At 49.4% G+C, this 19122-nt stretch carries 18 protein-coding genes; 10 read left to right on the top strand and 8 right to left on the bottom strand.

What is annotated here, in order from left to right; genetic code table 11:
* A complete protein-coding gene (locus LMG33818_RS09020; protein WP_442323046.1) occupies positions 1-987 on the bottom strand; it encodes an alpha/beta hydrolase in 987 nt (328 codons plus the stop codon).
* 320 nt (positions 988-1307) lie between these two features.
* Here LMG33818_RS09020 and LMG33818_RS09025 point away from each other — a divergent pair, with 320 nt between their 5' ends.
* Complete coding sequence (locus LMG33818_RS09025) at positions 1308-2021, top strand: nucleoside 2-deoxyribosyltransferase (RefSeq protein ID WP_442323047.1); 714 nt, start codon at positions 1308-1310, stop codon at positions 2019-2021.
* Positions 2022-2112: 91 nt separating this feature from the next.
* On the opposite strand, the gene LMG33818_RS09030 is transcribed toward LMG33818_RS09025, so the two are convergent.
* The 5 genes from LMG33818_RS09030 to aguB all read right to left on the bottom strand — a co-directional run bounded on the left by LMG33818_RS09030 (position 2113) and on the right by aguB (position 8531).
* Positions 2113-2460 (bottom strand): hypothetical protein, encoded by a 348-nt coding sequence (locus LMG33818_RS09030; RefSeq protein WP_442323048.1) that lies wholly within the window; start codon positions 2458-2460, stop codon positions 2113-2115.
* Between the two features lie 398 nt (positions 2461-2858).
* Positions 2859-4199 (bottom strand): hypothetical protein, encoded by a 1341-nt coding sequence (locus tag LMG33818_RS09035; protein ID WP_442323049.1) that lies wholly within the window; start codon positions 4197-4199, stop codon positions 2859-2861.
* Between the two features lie 392 nt (positions 4200-4591).
* Positions 4592-6538: a biosynthetic arginine decarboxylase gene (gene speA, locus LMG33818_RS09040; RefSeq protein WP_442323050.1), complete on the bottom strand. Its 1947-nt coding sequence runs from the start codon at positions 6536-6538 to the stop codon at positions 4592-4594.
* 11 nt (positions 6539-6549) lie between these two features.
* Positions 6550-7629: an agmatine deiminase gene (gene aguA, locus LMG33818_RS09045; protein WP_442323051.1), complete on the bottom strand. Its 1080-nt coding sequence runs from the start codon at positions 7627-7629 to the stop codon at positions 6550-6552.
* A 2-nt stretch (positions 7630-7631) separates the two neighbouring features.
* Positions 7632-8531, bottom strand: coding sequence for an N-carbamoylputrescine amidase (aguB, locus tag LMG33818_RS09050; RefSeq protein WP_442323052.1), 900 nt, complete (start codon positions 8529-8531; stop codon positions 7632-7634).
* 528 nt (positions 8532-9059) lie between these two features.
* Here aguB and nfsB point away from each other — a divergent pair.
* Positions 9060-9710: an oxygen-insensitive NAD(P)H nitroreductase gene (gene nfsB, locus LMG33818_RS09055; RefSeq protein WP_442323053.1), complete on the top strand. Its 651-nt coding sequence runs from the start codon at positions 9060-9062 to the stop codon at positions 9708-9710.
* A 147-nt stretch (positions 9711-9857) separates the two neighbouring features.
* Here the strand turns inward: nfsB and LMG33818_RS09060 are convergent, their stop codons facing one another.
* Positions 9858-10232: a hypothetical protein gene (locus LMG33818_RS09060; RefSeq protein ID WP_442323054.1), complete on the bottom strand. Its 375-nt coding sequence runs from the start codon at positions 10230-10232 to the stop codon at positions 9858-9860.
* 217 nt (positions 10233-10449) lie between these two features.
* On the opposite strand from LMG33818_RS09060, the gene LMG33818_RS09065 reads away from it, so the two are divergent.
* The 5 genes from LMG33818_RS09065 (at position 10450) to ureC (ending at position 14493) form a co-directional block, all read left to right on the top strand.
* Positions 10450-11262 (top strand): urease accessory protein UreD, encoded by an 813-nt coding sequence (locus tag LMG33818_RS09065; RefSeq protein WP_442323055.1) that lies wholly within the window; start codon positions 10450-10452, stop codon positions 11260-11262.
* A gap of 52 nt (positions 11263-11314) precedes the next feature.
* Positions 11315-11791 carry a GNAT family N-acetyltransferase gene (locus tag LMG33818_RS09070; protein WP_442323056.1) on the top strand — a complete coding sequence of 159 codons (477 nt, stop codon included), beginning with the start codon at positions 11315-11317 and terminating at the stop codon, positions 11789-11791.
* 157 nt (positions 11792-11948) lie between these two features.
* Positions 11949-12251, top strand: coding sequence for an urease subunit gamma (locus LMG33818_RS09075; protein WP_442323058.1), 303 nt, complete (start codon positions 11949-11951; stop codon positions 12249-12251).
* 146 nt (positions 12252-12397) lie between these two features.
* Positions 12398-12706, top strand: a complete 309-nt coding sequence (locus tag LMG33818_RS09080) for an urease subunit beta (RefSeq protein WP_442323059.1) — start codon at positions 12398-12400, stop codon at positions 12704-12706.
* 116 nt (positions 12707-12822) lie between these two features.
* A complete protein-coding gene (gene ureC, locus LMG33818_RS09085; protein ID WP_442323136.1) occupies positions 12823-14493 on the top strand; it encodes an urease subunit alpha in 1671 nt (556 codons plus the stop codon).
* Between the two features lie 10 nt (positions 14494-14503).
* Here ureC and LMG33818_RS09090 read toward each other — a convergent pair whose 3' ends face one another.
* The gene (locus LMG33818_RS09090) at positions 14504-16750 is read right to left on the bottom strand and encodes a TonB-dependent receptor (RefSeq protein WP_442323060.1); all 2247 of its coding nucleotides are present in this window, start codon (positions 16748-16750) and stop codon (positions 14504-14506) included.
* Positions 16751-17123: 373 nt separating this feature from the next.
* Between LMG33818_RS09090 and ureE the strand changes: the two genes are divergently transcribed.
* The 3 genes from ureE to ureG all read left to right on the top strand — a co-directional run bounded on the left by ureE (position 17124) and on the right by ureG (position 19073).
* On the top strand, positions 17124-17594 hold the full coding sequence (ureE, locus tag LMG33818_RS09095) for an urease accessory protein UreE (protein ID WP_442323061.1): 471 nt from the start codon (positions 17124-17126) through the stop codon (positions 17592-17594).
* A 122-nt stretch (positions 17595-17716) separates the two neighbouring features.
* Positions 17717-18388 carry an urease accessory protein UreF gene (locus tag LMG33818_RS09100; protein WP_442323062.1) on the top strand — a complete coding sequence of 224 codons (672 nt, stop codon included), beginning with the start codon at positions 17717-17719 and terminating at the stop codon, positions 18386-18388.
* Between the two features lie 67 nt (positions 18389-18455).
* Entirely contained in the window at positions 18456-19073 is a 618-nt protein-coding gene (gene ureG, locus LMG33818_RS09105; protein WP_442323063.1) for an urease accessory protein UreG, read from the top strand.
* The last annotated feature ends 49 nt before the right edge of the window (positions 19074-19122 follow it).

Below are 19122 nucleotides of genomic sequence, written 5' to 3' on the forward strand. Positions count from 1 at the left end.
TTATGGTTTACGTACTTGGCCCGTGTCATGGCCGGCGTTCAAATAGCCATTTTCCTGTAGCCAGTCATGAGCCAGATGCGGCCAAATGGCTACCTCGCCATGCTTTTTCAATCCCCACCCATGTCCACCCTTCTCAAAAACATGCAGCTCGGCAGGTATGTGGTGCGACTGCAGGGCAGCAAACATCATCTCACTATTGTGGACGTTGGAAATCGGATCATCTGCTGCCTGAGCAAGAAACATGGGCGGTGTCTCTTTGGTTACATACAGTTGGGCTGAATAGGCGGCTGCATCCGTTGTCGTTGCCCCCTCGATTCGGCTGCTCTGGTTGTGATTATAGGGTGCCTGCAAGGTAATGACGGGATACAATAGAATGGCGAAGTCAGGTCGTGATGAAGCTCTATCCGCTGTATCTACCGGCTGATAAAAGTCATGTTGAAAGCGTGTGGCTGTAATGGCTGCCAGATTACCTCCTGCCGAAAATCCCATGACACCAATGCGTTGAGGGTTGATATCCCACTGGGTGGCATGTGTTCTGAGTAATCGCATGGCGCGCTGTGCATCCTGAAATGGGGCTGTGGTACTGATCTTTCGAGTACCCTTCGTTAAGGGTAAGTGAGTGCCTGTTGATAAGCCGGAGGTGTGGTGTGGGCGCGCGGAAGGTAGGCGGTAATAGAGAACAGCGGCGGTGATCCCTTCTGCGGTGAGCCACCTGGCCGCAGGAAGAGCTTCACGGCCGATTTCGATGTGATGATATCCTCCGCCTCCCATGATCAGCACGGCGGTGCCATTGGCCTTACCCTTGGGGGGAGAGTAGATCACCATATGAGGTGTAAGTGTTTCAACCACATTGCCTCGAATACTCTTTTCTTCCTCTCCAACATGAGAAGCGTTCGCTGGCCAAAGCTGTTCATCCTGCCCTTGGGGTAATACATGCCCTACTGGCCATGCATAAGCTGACGCAGAAAGAGTGATAGATATCAGCACTAGCCAGGTACACCATGATTCTCTGTTTATCAGTAGAGATAAACACTGTTGACCGGTAGATCGTAAGCTTCGGCCGTGATGAGCCGACGCGCTGGAGTCTGAGGCTAAAGGGGAACAGTACATGTAATCTCACAAGTATTGAGTAATGTGTATTTGCGCTGAAAATACAGTCATTAACACGCTAGAATGAGTATGAGGTCGATTAAAGCATGCAGGTAGGGGAGTCGCTAATATAATTGCCGCGTGTCCTCTAGCATTGCCGTTAGCGATAACAATAACAGTATTCATTTATTCAAATCATGGCAAAGGCAATGAATATCATGCCCATAAAGACAACAACATCCGCAGTATATCCAAGCGCTTCGTCTACAGCTGAGTCTTCAACCAATCCCCAGGTAACAACTCAAGTAAAAACCGGTACAGAGACTATATTCGCTGGACAGGAAGGCAGGAAAATCTATTTGGCAGGAGATCTGGTGTTCCGAACAGGGGCGCTGGCGCTTTTCGATACCCTGAAAGGGATCTGCCAGGAATATGGACTAACAGGGATTTCCCCGTTTGATGGTCAGGAGGACGTCAAGGCATTGGCCCCCGGCCGAGATACCATACTCACCATCGTCAAAGCGGATCGTGCCTTGATGGATGAATGTGATGCGGGGTTATTCTGTATTGATCCTTTCCGCCGTTCAGCGGATATGGACCCGGGTACTGCTGTTGAAATCGGTTACATGCACGCTCAAGGTAAACCGATGGAGGGATATACGGTAGATGGTCGAAATTACCCCGATAAGGTAGCTGATTATTGGAAGCATGCCTGGGGCGAGTCGTTGAGAGCTCGGGCAGGCAATAATGAGCTGGGCTCAGGTGATGACGAAGACACCGATGGTATGCTGGCCCACTCGGATGGGATGCGGCAGAATGGGATGGTCGAAGGTTTCATTGTGCTATCCGGTGGGGATGTTGCAGTGAATGAGCACTTCGAGACTGCGTTCAGGCAGGCGGTAGCGCGATTGGCAGACCGTATTGGCAATTGACGAAAATGTGGCTTTCATCAAAGCCACATTGACTCTAAGCCGCTGCTGAAGGGTGGAATCCGTCAGAGTCGGATCTTTGACAGAGCGAACGTCAAGGTGCCTCAGCAGCAATTTGTTGCATAAAATTACTCGGAATCATCGCTGCATAAAGCCAAATTGAGCCTGAGTAGATTAGCACCATTTCGATATTCAGGCGCAAGCACCAAAACAGGACCAAAGATGAAACCGAGAACAGCAAGCTGACGATTTGGGGGAGTCCTGAGTCTGTCAGGCGAGGGGTAACCGTAATTATATATAATACAGACAACACCCACCAAACCGTCGAGTTATCCAAAAAACCTTGATACGTACTGAATAAGCTGGCAGTCACTAAAGCAATGATGGCCTGGCTTACAAGAAACGGCCATAGACCCAATTTCAATCCTTTCGCACTTTCCATCTATTTTCCCTCGTTAAATCCTGAGTTCTGCCTCAGTCGAACAGTGATGACTTGATGAATAATGATTGAGTGTAAAGAATTCACGTTGACACCTGACAGCGTAATGAGCTGCTAATACGTTACTTCTGTACTACTCATTCACTTAAGTTTAATACGCTTTATTATTGAAAGGCGCAACAACACTTTATATCTAGGTCATATTTTATAGGTAAGTCGGATTATGAGGGGCATTAGCTAGCAAGTGAGAGCAGCAAAGTGACACATTTGCCTCTTTTACAGTCTGATTGCACATTCAATAGAAATTCGGCAATAAAAAACGTATATAAATAAGGCACTTGTCTCTATAAGGTAGAATGGGAGGATAGAAACAAGTGCCTATGCATGAGGGTAGGGGGCCCTCAGAATGAATACTGAAGCGCTACGCGGTTTTGCCAGAATGTATCGTGATGGGTGTCGGGACGATGTGCGACCTGAACACCCGCCCAATCCTGCAATGATAAGTGGCTCAGTGCTCCACCGAAGTTATAAATGAAGTACGCCAGATATTCAGACTGATTCAAGCTTTTTCCGGTATAACGTCCATTGTCATACCCTGTTGGATAACCAGCCTGATCCATAAAGGAGTATTGTACCCCGGCAATCAATTGGCCATGATTGATAACGTTATTGAACACGTTGGAAGCACTAATCAGGTAGGAGTTGCCCGCCCCAAGATCCTGCGTACTGGTAAAGAAGGGCTGTGCAAAAATGGGGCCTGAGGCCGCATTGTGTGCGTAAGGCGTTACCAATGCGCCATCAAGATAACCATTTCGATGCAGGGTGGTGTGATCGTAGTTCAGAGAGAGATTAAACGTTTTGTAGTCAAAGCCTGCCTGCAAACCATAGATATGGCTTTGTGCATCCTTCGATCCATTGGTCCCATTTGCTGTCAGCGTTTTGCCATTTCCGTAGCCATGGATGAACTGAACGGCGGCGAAGGGACGAATTCCATCACTGTCCAGTTCGCCTTTACCCTGGAAATAATCGATATTGTCGAAGTCATGATACGCCTCATGCCACGCATCACCGGTCCAGGTAATATTGGCCCAGTCGTAGGTACCATGCGCGCCGATACTCCACATGCCTGACGTCGTGCGATCTGCGGGGACAGTCCCGTCAAGATTGTACATGTTGGTTTTGCTGAAGCGCCCTGCGCCCCACCATTTATAACGATAAATCCGCGTTGCTTCGATATAGTTGTCGCTTGTTCCGTACTTCAGGTCTATCCCTTGAAAGAGGTTGGGCGTAATACGCCAGTTCCAGGTAGTGGCAAACGGGATGCTCAGTTGCTGATTTCCCCCCGTGATGGTAAATCCAGCGCCTTGCCAGCGTAGCCATGCTTCACCGATGTTGTTCTGGTTATTGCCCAGTTCTGTAATCAAATGGTTATCGTTACGATCTATTCCACGTTGGATATAACCGCCGACTCCGAAGGTAAAGCCCTTGTACGGAGCACTATAGAAGTTGACGTTGGCGCCATAGGCAGTGGTGTCCTGGTTCAATCCGCGTACAAAGTAGGCATTATGCGTCGAGAAATTCATCAGGCTTACGGTGCCGTTGAAGCTACCCTTCGTAAACATCTCCGTGAAGGATTCGTTATCCGGTGAATAAGGACTGGTTTGTGCATGTGCTATCAATGGAGATGAGATAAGTAATGACCCAAACATCATCAGATGCACGTGTTTTAATGAGGGGCGCATAAATAGGGTTCCTGGCAAAAAGTTTTTTTATTGTGTGTTAGGTTTTTATTGTGTGCTTTTTGTCGAATGCAGCTTGCTTAAGCGAGTCCGCCTACGACTTTCAGAGCCCGTCAGTTGTGTAAATACAGGAAACGAGGCACGTAGATTGGTCCGTGAAACCATTTTCTTGTTATTCGGACCTTTATGAGATGACGCCCTGGCCTGCGATCTGGCTATTCACAAGCCTGTTCGCTTACAAACTTGCCTGCCCCTGGATTTACCGGGATCAGAAAGAGCAACAGATATGAAGCCACAAGGCAATACTCGCCTTAATCCTAAACGGATAGGTAACAGGGGCCAAGCATTTTTTACCACTCTTGTTTTCTTATTTGACCTTATACTCCTCTAACGTCTTACCCCTCTAAATAGGTATAGCCTTCCAGACCAGTTTCCAGCTCGTTTAAAAACATGTCACGCTCTTCCTGAGAGAACTGGCTATCTTCCAGTTGCTGCTGATAGCGCCTGTGAAAATCATCAATATCGAAATTTACATAACCGAGCACCTGCGCCACGCTATTACCGGGTAGACATTGGCCGAGCGACCATTCACCTGAGGTTTTCAGCGTAATGTCTACAGTATCCGTATCACCAAACAGATTGTGTAAATCACCCAGAATTTCCTGATAGGCGCCGATGAGGAACATTCCGAGTAGTTTCTCTTGATCCTTTTTCCAATCAGGAAGCCGAAGAGAGGTCTCCGTACCTTGTCCATCAATATAAAGGTCGAACCGGCCATCGGAGTCACAGGTAATATCCTGCACAATACCACGTCGCGTGGGGAGGGTATTCAGCCCACTCAATGGCATGACAGGGAAGACCTGATCAATGCCCCATGCATCGGGTAAAGACTGGAAAAGGGAAAAGTTGACGAAAAGCTTATCCGCCAGCTTTTCATTCAGTTCTTCCAGTATTTCCCTGTGGGAGCGATTACGGTCATCCAGTAACCCCCGCAGCTGATGGCAGGCCGCAATGTACACTGCTTCGCCTTCAGCCCTTTTTTCCAGTGAGGCATCGCCGAACACGAAACGATCCTGCAAGTCATGAAAGGCTTGAGTCAGATCATGATAATACTCGGCGATCAAACGGGGCTCTGCTGGTTGTTGAAGCCATTCGTAAGTATTCCACAGGACATCCAGTTGGGCATCCGAGTCACTGCGTGCGGGTAGCGTTGAAGTAAGCTGGCGTTCTTCGTCAATAATATTGGTGATCAAAACGGCGTGGTGAGCTGTCAGCGCACGTCCTGACTCGGAAATGATATGGGGATGTGGAATGTTTTGGCTTTCACAGAGTTGATGGAACGCGGCCACTACGTTGTTCGCATATTCTGGCATTGAATAGTTGGTAGAGCATTGACTGCGAGAGCGCGTCCCTTCGTAGTCTATCCCCAACCCTCCGCCAACATCCACGACCTGAATAGGAGCACCGGCTTCATACAAACTCTGGAAAAAACGCGCGCATTCACGCAGACCGCGCTGAATATCATGAATGTTGGCGATTTGGGAACCCAGGTGGAAATGAACAAGCTCCAGTGAATCCAGCATGTCTTCCGTGCGGAGGCGTTCCACAACAGCCAATACCTGGCGTGCCGTAAGCCCGAATTTGGATTTTTCCCCACCGGAATTCTGCCATTTTCCTTTTCCGATCGACATCAGCCGTGCGCGTACCCCAATGCGGGGGCGCACATTCAACTTTTGTGATTCTTCCAAAATCATGGAAAGCTCGGACTGTTTCTCGACCACAATAAAAACCTTATGCCCCAGTTTTTCACCCAACAATGCGAGACGAATATATTCCCGGTCTTTGTAACCATTACAGACAATCAATGAGGGGGATTCAGATGACAGTGCCAACACCGCTAAAAGCTCGGGTTTGCTCCCTGCCTCAAGCCCCAGCCGCTTGTTGTTGCGTTCGTCAGTATTGAGAAGCTCTTCCACTACCCGCCGTTGTTGGTTGACCTTGATCGGGTAAACGGCCGTATACCCACCCTGATAATTCAGTTCGGTGGTTGCATTGTCGAATGCTCGGCACAGATGTTCGACACGTGAATGCAGAATATTGTTGAAACGCACCAGAGCGGGAAGACGTAGCCCTGCGTCTTTAAGTGCTTCTGTAATATCGACCAGTTTGATAGCGGGTGTGCCTTGCATGCCGAATGGGCGGGCGATTACATCACCATCTTCATCCAAATCAAAATAGCCACTACCCCATTGGTCAATGTTGTAGATACGCTTGGCATCCTTTATCGAGAAGTCATATTGAGAAGCGTTGATAGCCTGGCTTGAATAGGGGGATGAAGACATGAAAACTTCCTTCATTGGGGGATCTGTTGAGTAATGCAGTGGATGTTGCCGCCCCCGAGCAGTATTTCACGGGCAGGTATGCCGATGACGCTGTTGCGAGGAAAGATGGTCTTGAAAATATGGAGGGCCTCGGCGTCTGTTTTCTCATCCAATAGAGGAAATAGAATTTGGCCATTACTGATCAGAAAATTGACATACGAGCCCGCCAATCGCTCGCCGGCCATTCGGGGTATGGCAGCACCAGCCTCAATACCTGCCGCTTCTTCTTCTGTCATGTACAGCGGGCCGGGCTGTGGCAGTTTCCACACTTTTAGCGTGCGGCCTTTCGCATCCGTTTGCTGTTCCAGTATTTTCAACGCTGCACAAGAGCGTTCATACTGCGGATCGTCGGGATCATCCGTCCAATGCAATGCGACCTCTCCGGGGCGAACGAAGCAGCACAGGTTATCAATGTGACCATCGGTTTCATCATTGTAGGTACCGAATGGCAGCCAGATGATAGTGTCTACGCCCAATTGTGTACGTAGTACCTGCTCTATTTCCTTTCTACCAAGGTGCGGATTGCGGTTGGTATTAAGCAAACACTCCTCTGTGGTGATCAGCGTACCTTCGCCATCGACATGAATAGAGCCACCTTCCAGCACAATATCGACCTTTTCTACGGGGAAATGGAGATATTCGGCGATCTGAGCTGCGACGCGGCTGTCTTTTTCCCAATTGTCGTATAACCCACCTTCCAAACCACCCCATGCATTGAATTGCCAATCGATGGCTTTATGCTGCCCTTTTTCGTTAATAACGATAGTAGGCCCTACGTCACGGCACCAGGCATCGTCGCTTTCCATGGGCACAAGTGTAATGTGGCGAGGCACGATTTGCTGCGCCGTATCCATGTACGCTTCGGGGACGCCCATGAACACGGGGGTTTTACGACTGATGGCCTCTGCCACAGCGGCGAATGCCTGTTCAGCAGGTAATGCCTGCGTACGCCAGTTGTCCGTGCGATAGGGCCAGAGCATCCACACCGCACGCTGAGGTTCCCACTCGGCTGGCATACGAAAATGGCTTGTTTCAGATGTGAATACGGCCATCGTTATTTCCCGAGATGACCATCGGAGGTAGCAATAGCGCCATAGAGCGTTGGGCGACGGTCACGGAATAGCCCCCAGGCAGCTCGTTGTTCGGCAATTGCATCCAAATCAAACGTATGCACAAGTACGGTTTCATCGGTTTTATTGGCTTGCTGAACCAGCTCACCGGTCTGATCCGCAATAAAGCACGATCCATAAAATGTCATTTCATAGGGCTGCTGGTCAGCGCCTTTCAGGGTTTTGCTTTGCTCTGTGCCAATGCGGTTGGCCGTAATGACAGGCATCACGTTTGCCGCTGCATGGCCTTGTTGGACGCGTGTCCAATGCGGTTGGCTATTGATCTCGGGGTAGTCGGGTTCACTCCCTATGGCTGATGGGAAAAACAGGAGTTCCGCGCCTTGTAGAGCCATGCAACGCGCCGTCTCGGGGAACCATTGATCCCAACAGATACCTACACCGATGCGTCCGTAACGCGTATCCCACACCTTGAAGCCCGTATCCCCTGGAATAAAGAATTGTTTTTCCTGATAGGCGGGCCCGTTGGGAATATGGCTTTTGCGATACTTACCCAGCCGTGTTCCGTCAGCATCAATAACGACGATGGAATTGTAGTAGGCCTGATGTTCCCTTTCGAAGAAGCTGATTGGAAGCACGACTTCCAGCTCTTGAGCCAGAGCCGTAAAATGCGCCAACAGTGGGCTGGTGGACTCTTCTTCTGCCAATGCGTAATGTTCAGGGCTCTGATCAATACAGAAATAAGGCGAGGCAAAGAGTTCCTGAATCAAAATGATTTGTGCACCCTGCCGATGGGCTTCGCGTATCAGGCGCTCCGCAATGGCAATGTTTTCATCAAGTGTCCATGAGCACGACATCTGGCTCGTTGCTACCGTGACTGGTCTCATGCAGCTGTTCCTGTCAATAAAAGAGATAATGGAATGTGTGGTCACACTACAAGACATGCACCAAGTGCTGTTGTCTGGGTATTTATTCCATGGAGTGTTCTGGCTGTGCGTGGGTTATATTTTTATTATTGCCTGGCGTCGCTGGTAACTTTACTGGTTGTTGCCGAGCAAGGTTATTGTAGTTTTGAAAAAGTACCGTTTTGAGAAACGGTTCATAAGTGCTCTCTATCCATTTTCGATATCACGTATACCAATGCCCCTAACATAGAGATTGGATGAGAAATTGGCTAGCGTATTTCTTGAAAATAAATAAGTTTTTGCCGTTTGATTGCTCGTTTGTGTTATTCAGACCGGCTACAGGGTGAGCGATTGCATTTCCAGTGCATGTTATTCGAGCAGTAATAATAATGTCTTGGCAAACTTATGCTTGCCTTAATCCCCCCGTTTTCCGTTATGATTTATGCAACCTTTACAACTTTAAAGTGACACTCATGGTTGTCCATGGTGTCCTTATCACAAGGAATTGTCATGAATCTCGTAGATATTAGCCAATCGCGTTACAGCACCAAAGCCTATGATCCGGAGAAACCGGTTTCACCTGAAGCCCTGGAGCAATTGCTCGAAATTATCCGCTATACCGCTTCTTCAGTTAATTCCCAGCCCTGGCACTTTTTGGTTGTCAGCAGCGAACAGGGTAAGAAAAAGCTCGCAGAAGCTGTAGGGGAAGAGTATGCCTTTAACCAGACCAAAGTGTTGAATGCATCCCTCACCATCGTCTTCGCTTCCAAACAGTCATTGCCTGATGAATATCTGAATGAGCTGTTGGAACAGGAAGAAAAGGATGGCCGGTATTCAACACCCGAGGCAAAAGAAGGGACTGCCAACGGACGTTCATTTTTTGTCGGGCTACATCGCGAAGCGGGAGATGTTCCCGAATGGACAGCGAAACAGACCTATATCGCCCTGGGTGGTGCCTTGCTCGGTGCAGCGTCGCTTGGCCTCGATGCGACGCCTATAGAAGGTTTCAATGGCGAACGTGTTGATGAGGATTTTGGGTTGAAAGAGAAAAATCTCAAAAGCCTCGTAGTGCTGACTGTGGGGCATCATTCTGATGCCGACTTCAATGCCAAATTACCGAAATCCCGTCTTCCCGGGGAAACGCTGTTTACGCATTTGTAAGCCAAGGCATTCATAAGTATGGAAAAGGGCCGTGGAGAGGTTTATCCACGGCCCTTCTTTTGTTCAGTAAACGGGTTAATCGATGATATGTAGTTGGAAATACGGAGTTATCTATTTGCGTAGAGCTGAATACTCCTGCGATCAGTCCTATTCCTCATCGTCACTGAAAGTATCTTCGTCATCGTCGTCTAAATTGTTTTCATCGTCGTCATCATTGGGAGATGTTTTTTCTCCCAATGCCTGTTGTGACTTCACGTTTTTAGGCGCATTGGCATTTTGTGTGGAAAATATCCCGATAATGAACCCGCTTGTATCGGCGGTATCCATTGATGAAGTTTTTACCCTATCATGTGTTGGACTCACCGTATAACTTGCTTCTGTAATACGTGAGAACGCAACAAGTAGCAAAAGTAGAACCACTATTGCCTGAGCGGCAGGTGGTAACTTCTTCTCACGGGAAGGCTGATACTTCCACACCAGTACCAGGGTGAGAATGGCAAGTATGCACTCGATAATGGTCATGAAACTCCCTTTTTATCCTGATCTATAGTTGTCATGAGTGATTCGCAGGGGGGGCTATCTTCAGATATTCATCCATATTCTGATCTTTAGCGAGTATAGTTCACTCATTTATTTGTAACGCACGAATTTGTACAAGTATTCTTCCTGTACTTCATTGTCGTCCTGTATTTTAATTTTGCATTTATGAGTGACTGAATATACTTGGGAGTGTGTTGTTGTGTGGGCCAACAGTTCATCATCTGCGTGGGAGGCCTCGCTCCGCGTCCATCTGGCGAAAAAGAACACACGTACAGCACTAACGCATGCCTCTCATACGGGGCCGCTCAGGGTTCAACGGCCGTTTTATCCGGAAGGGGAGCTGTGTCATCTTTATTTCCTGCATCCTCCGGGAGGTATTGTCGGAGGGGATAAGCTGTCTTACGAAGTATCGGTGGCCTCTGGAGCTCAGGGGTTGATTACGGCTCCGGGAGCCAACAAGGTTTATCGTTCCAAAGGGCCTAAAGCCGAGATCAATCAGCATTTTCGGGTAGAAAAAGAGGCTACGCTCGAGTGGTTACCACCGGGCACAATCTTCTTCGCTGGTGCGAATGCAGCGTTCACCTCGACTTATCAGTTAGCGTCGGGCGCAGGATTGATTGCTTGTGAGACGCTGTGTTTTGGACGTCCTGTCATGGGCGAGACCTTTGATAGCGGTAATGTGACCTCGCGACTTCAGGTGACATTGGATGAACAACTGGTGATCAACGAGGTATTGCGCGTTTCCGCAGGTGCAGCTGTGTTGAGTGGATATGCGATGCAAGCGACACTGCTTGTTTATCCTGCCACTGATACCCTGCTGTCGCGCGTACAAGCGTTGGTCGCAACCTCTCGCTTTCCCGGTGGAGTAACATTACTTGAGAACATCCTCGTTATTCGCCTGCTGGCAGAAGACAATATTCCATTGGAACGTATGGTCAGAGCGTTATGGGAAGCGGTGCGCCACGACATTGTTGGAAAAGTACCACTTGCTCCGCGTATTTGGGCAACGTGAAATATTCCCCTTCTTTATGACGTGTACTCGTCGCCATAAGTGAGGTAAATACTTGACTATAATAATCCCGATAACTCAGGAACATGTCCCATCTCTGTTCGATCTACTGAAAACCAATAAAACCTATTATCGACATATGCATGAAAGTCCTACGCTAAAAAAAACGTACAGAATGTTGACGGCGCTCCCCCCTGGAGCTCAGCCAGAGAATAAGCGTAATGAAGGCATTATTCACGAAGGTAAGCTAATAGGATTTGTTGAAACAATTGCACATTATCCCGAGCACAATACAGGGATGATCGGCTTGCTTATCATTGAGCAAACGCATCAATGCAAGGGAATTGGTTCTCTTCTTTTGAAGCATGTCCTTGAGGGCTTCGAAAGTCAGGGCATCACAAATGTTTTCCTTAGTTATGCCAGAACCAATGAACAATCGCGTCTGTTTTGGGAGAAAAATGGATTCTCTCCAAATGGAGATGTTGATCAGTTTGACGATATTGATCTAGTGGCGATGGAAAAAAGCCTGTAATAGATTTGAAAGGCTGTTATAAAAAGAAAAATCGTCATAATATCCGCCACGCTGCCATTATTAGGCACGTAATAAAGCGGAGTGAATAAAACCATAACAACGTGTGCCACACAATGTCATTGTTATTTAATGCCATGATTATAAATGAGATAACGTCATGGAGCTGACTCCAAGAGAAAAAGACAAACTGCTGCTGTTTACAGCGGCACTGGTGGCTGAGCGCCGTTTGGATCGCGGGCTTAAACTGAATTATCCCGAGTCGGTAGCGATGATCAGTGCCGCGATCATGGAAGGTGCCCGTGACGGTCAAACAGTAGCGGAGTTGATGTCTTCGGCTCGGCATGTACTGAGTCGTGAACAAGTCATGGAAGGTGTCGCTGAAATGATCCCGGAAGTACAGGTAGAAGCCACGTTTCCAGATGGCACTAAACTCGTCACGGTTCATGATCCGATTGTTTAGCCGTTGGTGCTGAAAGGATAGTGGTAAGTCGATCAGCATCTTCAAGGCGCAAGGAGCGTAGTGCTGTGGCCATGCCTGCGGCTATCTGTAGACCTTGTTACTTGTATCTTCCCTAATAAGTACAAAAGTAAGTACAAGAGGAAAAAATGATTCCAGGTGAAATCAAAGTAGCCGCGGGGCATATCGAACTGAATCCGGGGCGCCAGCGAATTACCCTGAGAGTTGAGAATCATGGTGATCGTCCCATTCAGGTCGGCTCACACTATCACTTCTATGAAGTGAACCCTGCCCTTCATTTTGAGCGTGCGTTGGCTAGAGGGTGCCGCCTTGATATTGCAGCTGGAACCGCACTGCGTTTCGAGCCTGGGCAGGCACGTGAAATTACGCTGATCCCTGTTGTAGGCAAGCGGCGTATTTTTGGCTTTCGTGGTGAAATACAGGGAGATCTGGATTAATCATGAGTACGTCCAAGCCCCATCATTCAAACGAAAAAAATGCGACGCCCCTTACTGGCTCCGAGACGCCACAATCGAGCGATCGAACGACGCTATCGCGTCAGGCCTATGCCGAGATGTTTGGGCCCACCACGGGCGATCGCATTAGACTGGCTGACACTGACCTGTGGATCGCAGTAGAGGATGATCTGACTCACTATGGTGAGGAGGTCAAATTTGGTGGCGGGAAGGTAATCCGTGATGGTATGGGGCAGGGTCAGATGTCTGATCACGAGAGTATGGATCTGGTGCTCACCAATGCATTGATTATCGACCACTGGGGCATCATCAAAGCGGATATTGGCATCAAGTCGGGGCGTATTCATACCATCGGAAAAGCCGGCAATCCTGATATCCAGCCGGGCGTCACTATTCCTGTCGGAGCAGGTACAGAAATTATTGCTTCTGAGGGCAAAATTGTAACGGCGGGTGGTATTGATTCCCATATCCACTTTATCGCTCCACAACAGGTGAACGAGGCCATTACAGCAGGCATTACGACCATGTTGGGAGGCGGGACTGGCCCTGCCACGGGTACCAACGCCACCACCTGTACACCCGGGCGGTGGAATATCGCGCGTATGTTGCAGGCATCGGATACCTTGCCGGTCAATATTGGTTTGATGGGGAAGGGGAATGCTTCCCATCCTGAGGCCTTACGTGAACAAGTCGCCGCCGGTGCCATGTCACTAAAGTTGCATGAGGATTGGGGTTCAACACCAGCGGCCATTGATTGTTGTTTGGCAGTCGCCGACGAAGAAGATATACAGGTCGCTATTCATACCGACACCCTGAACGAAGGTGGATTTGTCGAGGATACGCTGCAGGCTATTGGTGATCGGACTATCCATACGTTCCATACGGAAGGTGCGGGTGGCGGTCATGCCCCCGATATCATCAGCGCCTGTGCCTTACCGAATATTTTGCCTTCTTCTACCAATCCGACGCTGCCTTATACCGGTAATACGGTCGATGAGCACTTGGATATGTTGATGGTGTGTCACCACCTTGATCCCGCCATTCCGGAAGACGTTGCCTTTGCAGAGTCACGTATCCGTCGTGAAACGATTGCGGCAGAAGATATTCTGCATGACATGGGAGCGTTCTCCATGACATCTTCAGACTCACAGGCCATGGGGCGAGTGGGTGAGGTTATTCTCCGGACCTGGCAAGTGGCACACAAAATGAAGGTCCAGCGTGGTGCCTTGCCAGAGGATACCGCTGAAGCCGATAACTTCCGTGTAAAACGCTATATTGCCAAGTACACCATCAACCCGGCCATTACTCATGGTATTTCACATGAAGTGGGCTCTGTGGAAGTGGGTAAACTGGCTGATTTGGTCCTTTGGGATCCGGCGTTTTTTGGTGTGAAACCCTCGATGGTGATCAAGGGGGGGATGATTGCTGTCGCCCCTATGGGAGATATCAATGGCTCTATCCCAACGCCTCAACCTGTCCATTATCGCGAGATGTTTGGGGCTTTGGGGGATGCACGCCATGCGACCCGCATGACGTTTCTTTCAGCGCGTGCAAAAGAAGAGGGCGTGGACCTTAATCTGGGGCTTAAAAGCCTGATCGGTGTCGCCAGGGGCACGCGTCATATTGGCAAACATGACATGATTCACAATGGCCTGACACCCGATATCCAGGTGGACTCACAAACCTATGACGTTCGTGCCGATGGCGAGCTCCTGACATGTGAGCCCGCTCATGAGCTGCCCATGACGCAGCGGTACTTTTTATTTTGATTTCTGATGATCAAAAAGAAACACTCGCAGAAAGCGTAGCCGTTCTGGGGGTCCCCAAATACGCGGTATAGTTTGATCCGGTATTGCCATAGATCGAGCTTGGGAAAACACCTGCCCAGTATTTTCGATTGGTCAGGTTTTCGATCATCAGGCTTACACTGAGCCTGTGACCATATAGGTCGGGTTCGACATAACGGGCGCCCATATCAATGGTCGCATATCGACCTGCCCAGGTATGATTTGTTGGATCAGCCGCGCGCTTGCCGACATAGTGCAGGTTGGAGAGCAAGGTAAGGTTTTCCAGTTGTGGCAGTTGATATTCCACCAGCATATTGGCCTGATAATGGGGGACGCCTACCACGTTTTTGCCACTGGTAGATTGATCATAGGCATCCAGCAGCTTGGCATTCAGCCAGGTGACGCCGCCCATGATATGGAGGTGCTGTATTGGATTACCGGTTGCCCATAGCTCGGCGCCGTAGTTGCGCTGCTTGCCTTCATTGCGGTAATAGCCGTCATTTCCGACGAAGGCCAGTGGGCGAGTAATGCGGAAGACGGCGGCATTGACGTCTACACGGTCACTGATTCGGCTCTTGAGGCCCAATTCCCATTGTTTACTGCGGATGGGAGAGAGCAACTGGAACTCGTTTTTGGCACCACTGGGCGCCATTCCGCCTATCTGTAATGAACTGGCGTACGCTAGATAGGTGGTCAGCTGCTGGGAGGGCTTATAGAGGAAAGCAGCGGTCGCGCTATTTCCACCATCGCTGCCTCCAGATGTACGCTCTCCTTTTTTGTTCCACGCCTTGTAGTGGAAGAAGCTGTGGCTGCCGTCCAGTTGCAATGTGAAGTGACGGTTTAAATCGATGGCATCCCCTATCATCACATTCTGCTGGCGAACAGTACTGGATTTGTAATGAGGCAATGAGGGGGTATCAGGTTTGTGGAATGCCTTTGGATGATTCAACGGCGCTGTCCCTATAACGGGGTTGGCCGATACGCCTTGAAAGGCCGAATTGTTGCCGTTAAGTGTGCTCCAGCGAAATCCATTTGTCGCTAACGTAACATGATGTTTGAGCGTGCCGGTATGGAAGCTGCCCGCCAGTGTGGCCAGGTTGCTCAAGACATTGAATTTCCACGCGGTTGCATTGATCCGTGTATATTTTTGTTCGTATGCCGTGGGTGAAATCATCACATTGGTGATGTTGTGGGTTTGCCTGAAGGCATTCTGATGCAAAAGCCCGAAGGTGAGCTGCCAATCGTTACCAAGGTTCTGGAGTACCTTGAAGCTTTGTGTATTGGTACGCATATTGGAGCCGGCATACTTTTGCCCATAGCCTCGCCGCCGTGCATCCATCGCACTGGGTAAGCCGTAATCAACGTAATTCTGGAAGCCACCGGGGAAGCCATGTCCTTCCCAACGATACATGCTGTCATGCAACTGGAGGGTCGTGGATGACGTGGGATGAATATCAACGTCCAGGCTTCCGAGTGTACGGTACAGGTGGGAGTCTTGTGCCCAGGCCTTCCCTTCTTCGTGCAGCAAATTGATGCGATAACCGACATAGCGTGAGGGTGAGCCGCCAAGGTCAAGGCTATTCATGATCCGGCCATGGTTGGTCACGCTCGTCGCGTAGGTATTCTGATATGTGCGCGTGGGACGTTTGGTGTAGTAATCGAAGTCACCAGCCGGATTCGCCGCACCATACTGAGGACCGGTCAATCCGTTGACGATCTCCATGTGATCATACATTTCCATGGGGATCGGTGTAGTGGCAACGATGTTAAAGCCATCCTCGTGCATGTTTTCGATGACACCGCCTTCGAAGCCACGTGATTGAGGTCTGCCTGTCCCATTGCCATCACGAAATTCCATCTGAGTGGATGGAAAGTATTTCAGCGCATCTGCGGTATCTTGCAAACCAAGGGTGCTAAAGAGTTTCTGATTCAATACATTGACGGAAAACGGGGTATCCTGCAAAGGTTGTCTTCCCAACATCCCTACAGTCGCATGATCGGGAAGGAAGGCGTGTTCGGTAGCAGCCTGTTGTATGGCTTCGGGGGAGGCTTTGACCACCTCTGTGTTTAGAATATAAGCAGGTGTCGTTCCCTGTAATGCCTTGTTTTCAGCAGATGGGAGAGCACCCGTACCTGAGAGAGTACCAGTCGCATAAGCATGCAGTGGCTGGATAATGGTAAAACAGAGTGTTGGTACAGTAAGCCAACGATAACGCGGATACCGATTAACGGATGCCATGGTGATATTCCCTTGTCATTTTCCCTTGAATCGGGACATTTATTCTTGTCGTCAGAACGCTTGCTAATCTGCGTAACTCGTACAGTTCCGGCGTATCGATTTCGTCTAGTGCGCCTGCTTTTTGATATGCTCTTTTAACGTGTGATAACGATGCCCTTTTATTCGTATGGCGCTGTCTATCATTACGGCAATAATGAGCCTAATCATTAAGGATAGTATGAATGCTTCTTGCTGGTATAGCCGTTGTTATGCCCAACAGAAGAATATCCAATTCGTGAGATAAGCGGTGGCTGCACGAAGAGGAAACAAGCCGAACTACATAATTAAAGTGATCAAGGCAGTTGAAATACTCCCAAAAACAAGGTGATGCGTCATGCTCTTTCTCACTCAACGGTTGGTAGATACCACGCCCCACGCTGACACTTCGGTACGTACGACTACATTGGATCTGGATACCCGCATGAAGAGCCGCGCCCGTATCCTGCTCAATGATGGTGAAGAAGCCGGTTTGCATCTGGAGCGCGGACTCCTGTTGCGCGGTGGTGATCTTCTTGCCAGTGAAGACGGTACGGAGATCATCCAGGTCATTGCTGCCGATGAAACTGTTTCCGCCGTTTATACCGATGATCCCCTGGCGTTTGCGACGGCCTGTTACCACTTGGGCAACCGGCATGTACCGTTGGAAATTGGTCGTGGGCGCCTTGCTTATCATCATGATCATGTACTGGATGATATGGTGCGTGGCTTGGGGCTGACGGTCACAACCGAAGACGCGCCGTTCGAACCTGTTTCAGGTGCTTACGCGCAGGGCCATCATTCGCATGGCCATGGACATTCTCATTAGTCCTGACAGTTTTTAATATTATCTTAAGTTAATGTATTTGACTGAGAGTGTCCATACAGGAAAGTATCTGCATGCCATGCCTGTGAGATATAAAACGCCTTTGGTACAACATGGAGAGGCCTGTGTCCCTTAGCCTGATGCGCTTATTGCAATTGAGTAGCCCTTCCTTGCCGATAGGTGGCTTTACCTATTCGCAAGGGTTGGAGTGGGCCACGGAAGCAGGCTGGGTAACAACGGTAGAGGCATTCAGGGAGTGGCAACTGCTTCAGCTGGAGCATTCACTGGTACGCGTGGATTTACCCATTCTACAGCGGCTTTATCAGGCATGTGCCCATCATGACATTGATACGTGTCGTGTTTGGGGGCAATGGCTGCTGAGTAGCCGGGAGACCATGGAAACCCGTCAGGAAGAGCAACAACGTAGCCAAGCCTTGTTCAGGGTACTTCAGGGGCTCTCTATCGCGCCTGAGCAAGACACATGGCGTGCAGCATTGCAGCTTACTCAAGCCAGTGGCTTCGCCTGGGCAGGCTGTATATGGGAGATTCCCTTGCGTGATTTGCTGGCGGGTTATGGCTATAGCTGGCTGGAGAACAGCGTGATGGCGGGGCTCAAACTGGTGCCTTATGGTCAGCAGGCCGCACAGGCTCTTCTGATTGAGATGAGCCAGATACTCGACGAGCAACTATCGCTGGCCATGGCTCTAGAGGATGACGAACTGGGGGGGAGTGTGCCTCTTGTGGCCATTGCCTCTTCGCGCCATGAAACTCAGCACACTCGCTTGTTCCGCTCCTGATGAACTGTTATGAAAGGCAGAGTACAGGTGCTTTTCGATAAAAATATATACAAGAGGGAAAGAATCAATGTCTGACTATAAACAGCCTTTACGTATTGGTGTGGGCGGCCCTGTCGGTTCAGGCAAGACGGCACTGCTGGAAAAGCTATGCAAGGCCATGCGGGACACTTATCAGTTGGCCGTAGTCACCAACGACATCTACACCCGTGAGGATCAGCGTATTCTGACAGAGGCAGGTGCATTGGCGCCTGAGCGTATTGTTGGCGTGGAAACGGGAGGATGCCCGCATACGGCAATTCGTGAGGATGCCTCGATGAATCTGGCTGCTGTTGAAACGCTTTCCCGTGATTTGAAGAATCTTGATATTATTTTTATCGAAAGCGGTGGTGACAACCTGAGTGCAACGTTCAGCCCTGAATTGGCTGATCTCACCATTTATGTGATTGATGTTTCCGAGGGTGAAAAGATTCCTCGTAAGGGAGGCCCCGGGATCACACGCTCTGACTTTCTGGTCATCAACAAGACCGATCTGGCGCCTTATGTCGGTGCATCTCTTGCTGTCATGAAAGAAGATACGGTAAGAATGCGTAATGGGCGTCCATGGACCTTCACCAATCTGGCGAAAGGGGAAGGTCTGGACCAGGTAATCGATTTCATCAGGCACGCTGGTATGTTGTCCGCATGATGCAACGATCCACAATGATAATAACAACTCGATCCCTAAAGTGCGGGCA

Origin of the sequence: Cernens ardua (assembly GCF_051251085.1) — a bacterium.
Lineage (GTDB): Bacteria > Pseudomonadota > Gammaproteobacteria > Pseudomonadales > Halomonadaceae > Cernens > Cernens ardua.